General features: G+C 39.9%; 5 protein-coding genes. 3 read left to right on the top strand and 2 right to left on the bottom strand.

Annotation, left to right across the window (positions count from 1 at the left end; translation table 11 throughout):
- The first annotated feature begins 107 nt into the window (after window positions 1–107).
- From KNP88_RS11795 to KNP88_RS11805, 3 genes are read left to right on the top strand one after another with little or no spacing between them, the layout of a single operon-like run.
- Window positions 108–1,700, top strand: coding sequence for a type I restriction-modification system subunit M (locus KNP88_RS11795; protein ID WP_214893901.1), 1,593 nt, complete (start codon window positions 108–110; stop codon window positions 1,698–1,700).
- Entirely contained in the window at window positions 1,690–2,946 is a 1,257-nt protein-coding gene (locus tag KNP88_RS15835) for a restriction endonuclease subunit S (RefSeq protein ID WP_214893903.1), read from the top strand. Before KNP88_RS11795 ends, KNP88_RS15835 begins: the two co-directional genes overlap by 11 nt.
- 24 nt (window positions 2,947–2,970) lie before the next feature.
- The gene (locus KNP88_RS11805) at window positions 2,971–6,132 is read left to right on the top strand and encodes a type I restriction endonuclease subunit R (RefSeq protein WP_214893905.1); all 3,162 of its coding nucleotides are present in this window, start codon (window positions 2,971–2,973) and stop codon (window positions 6,130–6,132) included.
- A gap of 61 nt (window positions 6,133–6,193) precedes the next feature.
- Here KNP88_RS11805 and KNP88_RS11810 read toward each other — a convergent pair whose 3' ends face one another.
- Entirely contained in the window at window positions 6,194–10,864 is a 4,671-nt protein-coding gene (locus KNP88_RS11810; protein WP_214893906.1) for a DEAD/DEAH box helicase, read from the bottom strand.
- Complete coding sequence (locus KNP88_RS11815; protein ID WP_214893907.1) at window positions 10,861–13,920, bottom strand: hypothetical protein; 3,060 nt, start codon at window positions 13,918–13,920, stop codon at window positions 10,861–10,863. The genes KNP88_RS11810 and KNP88_RS11815 overlap by 4 nt, the downstream gene beginning before the upstream one ends.
- Between the last annotated feature and the right edge of the window lie 40 nt (window positions 13,921–13,960).

The following is a 13,960-nucleotide window of genomic DNA, read 5'->3' on the forward strand; positions in this document are numbered from 1 at the left end:
ACTGCAATTAGAAGAAAATAGTAACTTATTAATCTATAATGATAGTAGAAGAACACTTTTTTTAATAGAGCTACTATTGGTAGCTCATGGAATGGAGAGAATTAAACATGTCAGTATTGAACCAACAGCTATTTAGCGCAGCAGATAGCCTGAGAAGCAAGATGGATGCTTCGGAGTACAAAAACTACTTACTCGGATTGATTTTTTATAAGTACTTATCAGACAGAGTCTTAGAAAGAGTGGTCACGTTAGCGGATAAGTCTTTTGAGGATTATGATACGCAAGCAAAACAAACATTGTTATACGTAGAGCTGCTCTCTGATGAGGAAATCAAAGATGATTTAGTAGAGACGCTTGTCGATATGCTTGGTTATGAAATTGCACCTGCTTATCTATTTAATGTCTTGGCAGATCAAGCACAACAGAATACGTTCCAATTGAATGATTTAGCCAAAGCGTTCAATAATCTTTCAACGAAGTATATTCAATTCAATGGATTATTTGACGATGTCGATCTGCAGTCCAAAAAGCTTGGATCTGATGACCAACAACGAAATATAACGATTACTGAAGTATTGAAGAAATTGAATCACATTGAGTTACTGGGTCAGAGCAGAGATGTGATTGGTGATGCATATGAGTATTTGATTAGTCAATTCGCATCAGAAGCAGGGAAAAAGGCGGGAGAGTTTTATACTCCACATGAAGTCTCGGATATGATGGCACGTATTGTAACGATCGATCATGAAGATAAAAAGCTATTTAGTGTCCTAGATCCAACGATGGGTTCAGGTTCCTTAATGTTGAATGTACGGAATTACTTAAATCATCCAGAGACTGTGAAATATCACGGACAAGAGTTGAATACCACAACATTTAACTTAGCGAAAATGAACTTAATCTTACATGGTGTCAAAAGTGAAGATATGCGTCTACGTAATGGGGATACATTGAATAAAGACTGGCCGACGGATGAACCTTATACATTTGATGCCGTATTGATGAATCCTCCGTATTCAGCGCACTGGTCAGCAGATGCAACCTTCTTAGATGATTCTCGTTTTAATCGTTATGGAAAACTGGCGCCGAAAACGAAAGCTGACTTTTCGTTTTTGCTGCATGGTTTTTACCATTTAAAAGATACAGGAACAATGGCAATTGTCTTGCCACACGGTATTCTATTCCGCGGAGCAGCTGAAGGTGTCATTCGAAAAAAATTACTAGAAGACGGTAGTATTGATGCAGTCATTGGGTTGCCAGGAAACATGTTCTTTGGGACCTCTATACCAACGACAGTTGTTATATTGAAGAAGAATCGCGAAACACGTGATGTGCTTTTCATTGATGCAAGTAAAGACTTTATCAAAGTGAAGAATCAGAATAAACTTTCAATCGAACACCTCGACCGAATCTTTGAAGCATATAAAAAGCGAGAAACTGTTGAAAAATATGCCTATGTCGCAAATTTCGATGAAATCGAAGAGAATGATTTCAATCTGAATATTCCAAGATATGTCGATACATTTGAAGATGAAGAACAAATTGATTTGGCAACGATCGGGAAGGAGTTAAAAGCGATTCGTGAGAAGAAAGAAGAACTAGAAGCGAGTCTGTTTGAGATGATTTCGTCACTTAGATATGACGAGGAAAACGAAGAATGGATTCAAGGGGCATTAGAGGTGTTTAAACGTGGAAAATAATATACAACCTGAAATTAGATTCTCATCGTTTTCAAAGAAGTGGGAACAAAAGAAAATCGGAGATTTTTATATATTTAAAAACGGACTAAACAAAGAAAAAGAATTTTTCGGTTCTGGTACACCAATTGTAAACTTTACCGATGTATTTCATAACAGAAGAATCTTTTTTGAACAATTAAGAGGTAAAGTTCAATTATCAACAAAAGAAATTCAAAATTACAATGTGAAGCAGGGCGATATTTTTTTCACAAGAACATCTGAGACAATTAATGAAATAGGATTTCCCTCCGTAATGATTAATGATGCAATTGACACAGTGTTTAGTGGTTTTGTATTGAGAGGACGGGCGGTAGGGGAAGATCCACTTACTTTAAATTTTAAAAGTTACGTTTTCTTTACTGCTTCCTTTAGAGAAGAAATGAAGAAAAAAAGTTCTATGACAACTAGAGCTTTAACATCAGGAACTGCTATAAAAGAAATGTTTTTCAATTTTCCGGAAAATAAAGAAGAGCAAAGGAAAATCGGTAAATTTTTTAGAGATTTAGACGATACTATTTCTCTTCATCAGCAAGAACTCGATGCTCTCAAACAAACAAAACAAGGTTTCTTGCAAAAGATGTTTTCAAAAGACGGAGAAACTACACCAGAAATTCGATTTTCTGAATTTACAGCGGATTGGACTGATGAAGCTCTAGAAAATCATGTAACAATTTTGACTGGAGGAACTCCAAAAACAAATAATACAGAATTGTGGTTTCCAAAAGAAGTTCCATGGCTATCATCAGGAGAAGTAAACAAAAAGAGAATAAGATATACAAATAATAAGATATCAAAAAAGGGTTTGAATAGTTCTAGTGCTCGTTGGGTTGAAAGTCATTCTGTTTTAATAGCTCTAGCGGGACAAGGCAAGACTAGAGGAACTGTAGCAATAAATGAGATTCCTTTAACTACTAATCAATCAATAGCTGCACTCACACCTAAAAAAAGTCTTGATGCAGAATTCTTATATCAAAGTCTTGGAAAGAGATATGAAGAGTTAAGAATGGTTTCATCAGGAGGCGGTACAAGAGGTGGTTTAAATAAAAAAATACTTTCAGAATTAATAATTCAATTAACAAATATTGAAGAACAGGTCGAAATAGGTAAGTTTTTTAAACAAATAGATCAAGTCATAGAACTGAAGGAGAAAGAAATAAAATCTTTAAATCAAACAAAACAAGGTTTCCTTCAAAAGATGTTTGTATAATCGACTGAGAAGAAAAGAGGAATCGTGGTGAAACTAACATACGATGATGAGCTGACTGTTGAGCGACGATTAATTGAAGTTCTCGGCGAAGGACATAATCAATGGAACTATCGTCCGGACTTAAAATCAGAAGCGGATCTGTGGCAAAATCTACGCCACAAGATAACGCGAAATAACTTATCGGAGATTGGCGAATACCCAATTACAGACGCAGAGTTCGATAAGATTAAGACCGAGTTGTTGTCGAAGACGCAGACTCCATTTGATGCAGCACGCTGGTTAAAAGGAGAAAATGGTATCTCTCGCATTACGATTGAACGCGAAGATGCTTCACTTGGATCGATGTCACTCATTCTTTATTCCAATCAGGATATTGGTGGTGGCATTTCGACATACGAAGTTGTCCATCAAATTGCAAAACAACGATCGACGGAGGACGGACGCGATCGTCGCTTTGACGTCACGCTCTTAATTAACGGCTTACCGATCGTTCAAATCGAGTTGAAGAAAGTCACGGCGAAGGACGGCGTCTTCCAAGCGCATCATCAAATCAAGAAATATGCGGAAGAAGGCTTGTTCCGAAATAACATCTTCTCGACACTACAGCTGTTCGTTATCTCGAATGAACAAACGACACGTTACTTTGCCAATGCTCTTCCGAAAGATATGCACCGGAAGTTCATCTTCAGCTGGCGGACGACGAACAATCAGAAAGTCGATAATCTGTATGAGTTCGTCAAACAAGTTTTGAACATTCCTGATGCACATCGTTTGATTGCGAACTACACGATCGTCAGTGAGGACCAAGACAATAAAGCCTTGATGGTGCTCCATCCGTATCAGATTCATGCGATCGAAGCACTCTTTACGGCGGCGATGCGTCATGAATCTGGCTTTGTTTGGCACGCGACGGGATCCGGAAAGACCTTAACGAGTTTCGTCTCGACGAAGTTGTTGGCCCGGAAACCAGGTGTCGACCGGACGATTATGCTGATTGACCGGAAAGACCTGGATAATCAGACGACAAGTGAATTCACAAAGTTTGCTTCGGAGTTCAATACAGGCATCTCGACGGGGACAGGTTCCGCGAATAGCTTGATCATTGGCACATCGAGTTCGAAAAAATTGAGTGAGACACTACTGTCGGATACGAACTCCAATACCGTCATCATCACGACGCGTCAAAAGCTCGAGGCAGCGTTACGTTATGCTCAAAAGCAAGAAGCTGAAAAAGGAACACAACGGTTCCAAAAACTAATCGGGCAGCATATTGTCTTTGTCGTCGATGAATGCCATCGTGCTTTGAGCGCGGAAGGAATGGACGGCATCAAAGGCTTCTTCCCGAACTCGACCTGGTTTGGCTTCACCGGAACACCCATCTTCAATGAAAATAAGAAGCAGGGACAAGGACAATTGGCACGGACGACACGGGATCAATACGGTGAGGTTTTACATACGTATACGATCAAGAACGCGCTCGAGGATGGATCTGTTCTCGGCTTCCAAGTTGAACACGAGGACACGATTGAGCCCGTCTCTCTCTACAACCACATCTTTTCGAATCTACGAGCAGACGCTAAGCATGCTGACCGGACCGACGAAGAAATTGGTACATTGATCGAAGAGATGGATGAGATGACGAAAGAGGCGTATATCCCGAATGACTTGTATGAACGTGAGGCGCATATCGAGAAAGTCTTGCAGAAGATGTTACGGCCAGATAATGCCTACACAAAGTTTGACTTCAAGAACGGTCGGCCACAAAAATCGGCCATCTTGACGACAAGTTCGATTGCGATGGCGAAGCGTTATTACCATGCCATCCGAGGGATGAAGCAGGATCCAGATTGGATGGAGACACACTTTGCAGGTCATCCACTTCGAAAAGGACGCACAATTGACGATCCAGACTTCCCGCGGATTGCAATCACCTACTCGATGCAAGAGAACATGGAGAACGCTGCTGAAGTCCAAGAGGAAATGCGCCAGGTCATTCGCGAGTATAACGAATACTACGGAACAGCTTGGTCACTCGAAGACATCGAGCGTTACAACGGCGATATCAATAATCGATTGGCCCGGAAAAAAGCCGAGTTTAAGCAATTCGGAAAACAGATTGATCTTGTCATCGTCGTTGACCGGTTGTTAACAGGATTTGATGCACCGACGATTCAGACGTTGTTCGTCGACCGAAACCTTAGTTACGCGAACTTGATACAAGCGTTCTCACGGACGAATCGGACGTATCCGGACAAGACAAAAGGATTAGTCGTGACGTTCCGTCGACCAGCGACGATGGAAGAGAACGTGCGAGCAGCGACTCGTCTTTATTCGAATGAAAATGAAGACACGAGCCTGATTTATCCAACATACGATGAATCGAAGAAGCGATTCAAAAAAGGATACAAAGTATTAAAGGATATCGCTCCATCACCGGACGTTATTGATGAACATTCTCCGATTGACGAACGTGTAGAGTTCGTTAAGGCTTATCAAGAATTCAATCGAGTATTCGAAGCGTTGGCTACATACGATGAATACAATGATGATATGGAGAAATCAAAAGCTTTAGTGGATCAAGTACAGGTGCTTACGGATTTTGCTGGTATTTATGAAACGGTAAAAGGGTCTCTGATTGAAGACGAAGATGACAGTGATGAAGAACGAATTGATTATTCCGAAATCGAGTTTTACGCAGAGAATTCAATTAAGCTCTATGACATCGATTCGACCTATATTAATCAATTATTAGGTACGTACTCTGCTAACAGTGAAGATATTCGTTCGGAGATTGAAAAGGCGCTACAAAAACTCGGGAAATCTGAAATCGTGAAGGCGGTCTATCATACGATTTTAGATGCGATTGATAACGAAGTCGTTTCACCGGATGAAGATATCTTTGTCGTAAAGCGACGCTATTTTAAACAAGCCTATCAAGAAAAGATTGAAACATTTGCTTTAGAGTGGTGTGTCGATGAGCAAGAGCTGTATACTTCTGCTGTCCAGTATCATATCGGGATGGAGAAAATACCGAATGTAGGACGAATCATCGAGAGTAAAGATTTTGCGCGTTATAAAGACACACATCCTGAAGCGATCTTATTAAAATACGGTCCAGGCATGAAACGTTCATGGCGTATCGTATTGGATGAAGAAATCATCCCGCTTGATCAAGAACTACGTTAACGAAAAATACCTTCCAAAGCTGATGTGAATCAGAAATGGAAGGTATTTTTTTATAAAATATTCACTTAAACAAGTCAATCACATATTGTCGTTGCAATTGCTCATGTAGAAACTGATTACGATATGAACGGAGACATGTATAACAACTTGTATTTACATCACACGTACAATGTTGGATACTTGTTCGCACATGATCCATGATTTCTGGTAGTTTCCGGCTGACTGCCTGGACGAATCCAGCACCGCCCGGGACATCATCGTATAAAATCAAATCATACGTCCCTGTGGAAGCTTCATAATGAATGACGCCACCTAAATTATCCTCATTGATTTGTAAGAGGAAACTTGCAGAACGAATCAACGCAAATAGTAAGGAATAGGACTGGTACGATTCATAGAGACGGATTCCATTCGAAAATCGGAAGGATAGGCGTAAGACATCCGTTGTGAAGTGATGGCCAAGTGAAACGGGTGCTTGATGGACGGTCATCCGATGATGCGAACGACAGGTTCCGTTGAAAGGAGTTTTATGAGTTTTTTTCCCCTCGACTTGTGTGCCACATGTCGAACAAATCCAGTACTGTTGACCTTTATTATCATTGACGACAGAGAGCGTTCCATAATGGGAATATATATAGTCGAGTTCATAACGATTCCCTTCTAAATGAATGGGTTCTGGTGTCTGACTCTCTCCATACTCTGCAAAGAAGACACGCGAACCAAATGCTTTTTCTGGTCGCCGCTCCGTACTGAGAGGCTTGGCTTTTCCGTAAAAGCCGAACTTCGGAATGGCATAATATTTAACTTGAAGTGGCTCTCCGCATTTTTCGCAGTCCGTCTCGCGGTCATCGTTAACACCATACTTACCGACATAACTATATTTATTGCAGTGACGACAATGTGTATAGTGATGTACTGGCAATTGCTTGCCTTCAATCAACTTCACACCTGTGGATTCGATTAACATCCCATTCGCGACTAACTTACTACCTGGCGCATATTCAGAAATCGCTAGTTTCAAATCACGTTGTAAACGCAGTTTCGAACGATAGTCTGAATCGAGCAGTTTCATTTCGACCGTATCGACAGGGAATCCATACTTCGGTAAAAAACCTTTCGAAGAGAGAAAACCGATCAATTGCTCTTCTTTAAGTGTCGTAATCATTTTTCCGTACGAATCCACTCTATTTCGTTGAGCAGATTGCTCCTCATAAATTGTATTTAAGCTTTCGATATCTGTTGCGTACTGTAAGGAAGCAGTCCAAAAGGCTTCTTCCTGACTGTCAACGACATCAATCCAATCCCAATTTTCGATTCCAAGATGTTTTTGAAGAGCAACTGGAACGATAGAGAAAAGTTGTTGTTTCAATAATGCCGGATGTGTCTTTAACCACTCGATGAACGCTTCGTGTCCTTTATCACCCGATTCTTCTAGTCGGTAAAAGCGCTCACAATTACCATAAAAGTGTGATTGCTCCTTAAAGAATAAAGATAGCGCGGTCGCATGAATATGACGACGAATGATTTTTTCGTTATCGATTGAGAATATCGGTGCTTTGACGTCGCCAGCAATCATACTTTTCGGATTCTCGAAATAGGTTAAATCATGCGATTTCTTTTGAGCAAATGTTAAGGCAAATGCGGCAGCAGACGAACTTCGTCCGGCGCGACCAGCCCGCTGGATATAGTTACTTGTCTTCGGAGGTACGTTGCGCATGAAGACGGATTCTAGACTCCCGACATCAATCCCCATCTCGAAGGTCGTCGAACAAGAAAGAACGTTGATTTCTTTTTTTATGAATTTATTCTGATACTCTTGTCCGAGACGATTTGATAGTTGGGCCGTATGTTCTTTGACGACCATATCAATCGGAAGCATCGTCTGGTACATTTCTCGATAATGTGCACCTTGCTCGAGTGTAGTAATTGTAGTCTGTTCGAGATGCCCCTTGCAGTTGCGTGTTTTACAGATACCAGCATCGTGTGTATGAACTGCCTTACAAAGCGTGCAGACATAGAGGTGTTCTGGGATATACGCGTGAAAATGATTTGCCTGTAAAACCCAACGTTCAGACTGATTCTTCTCAGAGTCGTAATGATCAAAAACTTTATGAAGCGGTGATTTTGGATTAACAAGTACTTTATTAAATAAATTCATGAGTGTGTTTTTGATACTTTCTGTCGTATAAGGAATCTCATAGCGGTCATAATACCGCTCAAACCATTGCAAAAACACATTTGTTCGTTCGGGTACGAAATTCTTTATATACGTCGTTGGATGACCACCGGTTGCTACGATGCCATAAACATGGTCCTTCGGCGCTAGTAAAACGTGTCTTCGATCTAAATCTTTTGAAATTCCGACGATTGCCTGAAGACGTAAATAATAAAAGATGGTCATTAAGAAAGACCAAGCATGTTCAGGTTTGATTTGCATCTGTTTTGAGATGATGGTTTCGAGCTTTATTTTATCATCCGAATCTAAAGGTAAGTCGAATCCAATCATTCCAAGGTTCTCTAATGAAAAATCATCATCACTTAAGATGAATTCACGGAAAAGTCGAAGCTTGATTTCTTGATCAACCGTCAAATCATCAAAAAGATGAATCGAGCGTGCACCACTTAGATGGAGGGTAAGGTTTTTCCATTCCATGATAGAGACGGTGTCAGTCGTTCCTTGAATGGCGCGCCAAAAGTAAGAACGCCACAGATAATTACGATATGTTCGATCCAAGAAAGGTGCAAAGAAGGCAGCATCCTGTCGAGAATCGGAAAAAACAATCAAGTTCTGAGTTTCATATGTTTCTTTTTGCTCTTCTATCACGATAGGTTCATCGCTGTCGAACCAATCATCTTCGATAGCATTGTTAGCTTGTCCAGTGGATGTTGTTGGATTGCCATAGACAAGTTCTTGATACAGTTGGGCTGCGAGTGCTGAAGTTACACCATCTGCTCCGGTATAAAAACGACGAATCGCATCAGTACGATGGGAAGGAAGACCACATGACATACAGGACGCAGAATGTTCAGAAATATCAATCGTTGAAATCTGACGAAGAGGAACATCACATTCGCAAGGTAAATAAGTCTCAGAAGCAAACCTTGTTTTACCACAAGACGGACACCAATCCTTTTGAGAGATGGTTGCAACTGGCTCGTCTTCTAAATCAGAAGACATCCCATCAGTCGATTTAAAACAAAACATCGTGTTCAAGACTTTTCCGTTCGAGCTTTGGGGTACGAGTAGACCGGAATGAGGGGAGTGTCCAAAACAATGTACTTCTCCACAACGGCGGCAGACACCCATCTCATAAATAGGATGACCAGATTCGGATTTATACTTTGGAAATAGATGGAGCTTTTCTTGTGGATGAAATTCAAGATAAGCACCTTCAAGAGCCCGGAAAAAAGTATGATATTTAGCTGGTAGCAGTTTGGGACGAGCTTCATCTTGGACGAGCGTCGCGATATCAATCAGTGCGATTAAACGCTCGATTGCATCTTCTCGCTTCAACTCCGAGAAGATTTCATCTGCTAAATCAATCAACAGATGGACATCACTTAATTTTTTGCGTAAGGTATGCAACCGTCGATCGTGTGCGAGTAAATCATAAATCACCTGTTTAGGATGCCCAGAGTAATCTTTTAGATAACCATAGCGTTTTAAGTCGGGTAGACGATTTTCGGCATAACAAGTCTGTAATTCAAGATAAATCGTCGAGTCAGGTAGTTCGATTGCTGAATAGAGTTCGTCGTAGTCAATCCGTTCAGACATGACCAATTGCCCTGCTTCTAACGAGAAAGCTTGACCAAACAGTTTACTTGCGAATGACATGACATCTCTTTTTGCTTGTTCGGATGATCCGAGTGTCGCAGAAGTAGCGATGAACTGTAAAGGCGATTCATGCTCTACTTCGGTCTTTAATCGTCGAAGCAGCATAGCGACTTCAGCACCTGTCGCACCATCATACGTATGTGCTTCATCCAAAACGACGAAACGCCAATTTTTCTTAAATCGTCCTGAAAAAAGGGTGTTATCTTCTGGACGCATCATCAAGTACTCCAGCATCGCATAGTTCGTAATCAGGATGTGTGGTGGATTACGACGTATTTCTTCACGTGACAATCGTTCATTCGGAAGTGGATTTTTTTTATACTGTGCCTTGTAAGATTGAAGAGCATTTATTTTCTTTTCTTCTGTTTCACCAGTAAATCGACCAAATGTGATTTCTGGCGTATCTTTTAACAGTTCACGAAGACGATCAAGTTGGTCATTAGCAAGTGCGTTCATCGGATACAGCAGAAGCGCACGGACACCGTCTGTCAGAACGTTTGCTTCGTTCTGTTCGAGAAGGTGATTAAAAATTGGTAACATGAAGCTCTCTGTTTTACCAGACCCGGTTCCAGTAGCGACGACAAAGGATTTTTTCGTTTTAGCGAGACGTATGGCACGTTCTTGATGACGATATAAACGAAACGTATCTCCACCAGGCAAGAAACGTGCGATATCTGGATGGACGATATTTTCTTGAATTAGCTCTGTGATCGTTTTACCAGGTTTATAAGGGAGCGTTGCTTCTAAATAGGGACCCTTTAAAAACTGATTGTTAAGACGAAGGATTTGTTTGAACTGTTCGTGCAACGTTTGATTATTGATCTTAAAAAAAGACGTCAAATAATCCATGTATCGATTTTGGAGACGTGCAGTGGCATTTATCGGATGAATACTCATGTTCGTTCCTCCCAAGCGGTTACAAGATGATAGCTGTCGTGACTCAAGTCTTTGATAGATACAGCTGGAAGATCTCTTAGCTTTTGATTGATTCGTTTTTTGGCACGTGTGTTTAAACGAGGTGAAAGCCCTAAAGCCAATAGTTTTGTTCGTAAAGTAATATAAAAGAGTGTCGGAAATTGATTCATATTGACACTTATCGGAAACTCTCGTTCATTAATCAACTTTTGTACCTTGAGTGGAAGCTTGTCCGCCTTAATCCATTTTTGAATTTGAGAGTCTGCCCACTTGAGCTCACTCTCAATATGCAGTTTATATAAGATGACTTCGTTCGGATCTTGATAAAAACGATCATCGAGATAAGGATTGCAGCTATCAATGATGTTGAAATCAAGAGGATGTAAATTTTCAGGGTTAAATCGTTTGAATTGATGACGTAGTGCATGTCGGTCAGATAAATTTAGCTGCGAGAACGTCCTTAAGTGACCAAATGCCTCATCGGTGAGCCTTGTCGTTCCAGTTTTTGTATAGAATGATTGTTGGTGTTTTAATGGCCATAAATAGATACTGAAGGCGTCGACCCAGTTTTCCCATGAAACATGATTCGTATCGATTGTAGCAATTGTTAATTCTGCTAGCTTTGAAGATTCTATAATTCGTTTTAATAGGAACGGTTGGATGTCGGTGAGCTGTTGAAAATAGGCTGTTCCATACGTATTCAATTTATGGATGAAAGATGCCCAATTTGTTTCGTCTAATGAATGAACTAAAGAGATTAGTTTTTCGGTGGATAACGCTCTTTGCAATTTCGGGAAGGTGATGATATCATCATCGCCCCCGAACCAATCTGTCTCATCCTTGATTCCATTGACAATGACGTCGTGGTCAGAAAAGGGACTCAGGCAGAGATGATTGGAACCTTGAGGTAGAATAAAGATTGCTTCATTTTCGACTAAGCTATATGGATGAAAAACTTTGAATTTAATATCATATTCAAGGCGATGTTCCAGATGGACAGTGAATGATTCATCCATGTGGAGTAAAGGGTGAAGCTCATCTGTAAAATGACAAATGAATTCGGATTGATCATTAATAACGAGTGTGATGCTGCCAGATTCGAAACGTTTTAGTACATGATGGCAAATGTTAAGGGAGATGACATTCGTATAATGATTACGTTTAATCGAAATTGGTATCTGTTCAGATTTTTTTGAGTTACTAACTGATAAATAAGCATGAAGAATTTCTTGTGATGGATAAAGTCTAGTGATTCGGATTGAGATATCATCTACTTCTTCTGGTGTATATACTTTACCGACACCATTTTTAGAGAGGATTTCATATTCGAAAAATACTTTATTGAAGTCGACACTATAAAGAGGGTGACCAGCAATTGTGAATGTCAAAGGTGTAGATCCCTTTAAGTAATCATTCGATATATCAATCTTCTGTTCTTTTGAACTGAATGTCTTTGTCGAAATACGAATTTTTTGAAGATGTCGTGAGGAAAAACGAATATGATCTTGATAACGTCGATAATAAAAATCTCGTGGAAAAAGTACGAAACTTAAATTGTAAGTATGGTCTTTATATTGATCTTTTAGATGTAAGGTAACCCGTTGTAGTAAATTCCGATTAATATTTAATTTTTGCAAATCTAAAATCAAATCTTCTCCTTGTTGCATCAAGCCGTCTGAAAATTGTTCAAAGGTGAAGGGCGAATTATTGACTTGTAAAGACCAATTTAATAAATCCTGAAAACTTTCAAGGTCATGGAATCGTAACTTTGGAAATTCCGCATAATGCTTTTCGGTCGAGTAAAAAAGTGGTGGTGTATCTAAAGTGACTTCTACTTTTGACGTTGTGACGAATTGTTTTCTGATGAAACCCTCTTCTGATTGGAAGTAAAGTTCGGTATCACTTTGAATCGAAAAACGTTTATATTCAAAACCACTCCAAGACTTATGAGAAACAGGTCGATAGGATTCATTCGTTGAAAAATTCGATGGTTTGACGATAACCACTTCTGTTCCAGCTTCAACGTAGTTTCCTCGTAATAAATCATAGTGACTCGTCTCTAACTTTTGCTTGAAGTAATAGGGATAAGTTGATGTTAATTCGTAGACTTCTTCTTCTGAGTCAATCATCAGTGTTAGTGTTTTTTGGCTTGGAGAATAATCAATTTCAGTATCAACAGGGTGAAAACGAACTGAATGCTCAGTAGCTTCACGTTGACAAGGAATCGTTTGATTTCCAATCATCCAATAGGCACGACGAGCATTTTCTCGTTCAACGATAGGAAGCTTAAGACGTGGACGGTGACGCACTTCATCCCAAAAAATAAATTGTCGCCGAGAATGTTTTTTTCGTTCTACCTGAGCAATTTTTTGAATTGCCTTTAGATTTTTATGCATATAGGGTGGAAAGGAACTAATTGTTCGCTTTTCCATGAAGAATTCTTTTAAGCGAAAAAGAGGTTCTGGATTCCGTAAACTTTGTTCGATATAAAGGAGGATTGGTTTTTTTAATTGATCTGACCATTGCCATTGTCCGTTCATAACTTGACGAATGGCACTGGGTAATTGTCTTCTTTGTTCAATCACTTGGCTAATAAAATAATTGTATATATTTTCTAAAGCATAAATTGAAGTGACACCTGAATGGATTAAAGCCGTGAGATAGTAGCGTCGATGATTATCCACAGATCGATAGATTGAGTTTCGGAGTAGAGCGATGTCCATTTCTTCTTTCCAATCATTAACGAAATTGCTGTTTACTGAATAGAAGTTAGCAAATAATGTCCAAAACCCTGCATCTTCCTGATCTAGCGCGATAGTCGATGTAGCAAGTAAACAAGTGAAGGGATAATGACTCCAAAGCCTGTTTACAATACGACGGCTTGAATCATGCCATCTACTTTGAAATTGTTTATTCATCCATTTCTGAAGTGCCACGATGTCCTCACTTTTTAAAGGAAGTTCATGCGCGAACTGGAGGTCATGCTCCTGCCAGTAAGAAGACCACTCCGCCTCCTTCTGAGAAACGTGAAATTCCATGATGAAATCCTCCTTCTCAATAAACTACATAATGTATATA

It is taken from the genome of Exiguobacterium sp. H66 (assembly GCF_018618705.1).
GTDB lineage: Bacteria > Bacillota > Bacilli > Exiguobacteriales > Exiguobacteriaceae > Exiguobacterium_A > Exiguobacterium_A oxidotolerans.

Excerpts from the sequence above, each read along its gene's own strand:
- KNP88_RS11810 (WP_214893906.1), bottom strand. The coding sequence starts at position 10,864 with ATGAGTATTCATCCGATAAATGCCACTGCACGTCTCCAAAATCGATAC.
- KNP88_RS11795 (WP_214893901.1), top strand. The coding sequence starts at position 108 with ATGTCAGTATTGAACCAACAGCTATTTAGCGCAGCAGATAGCCTGAGA.
- KNP88_RS11815 (WP_214893907.1), bottom strand. The coding sequence starts at position 13,920 with ATGGAATTTCACGTTTCTCAGAAGGAGGCGGAGTGGTCTTCTTACTGG.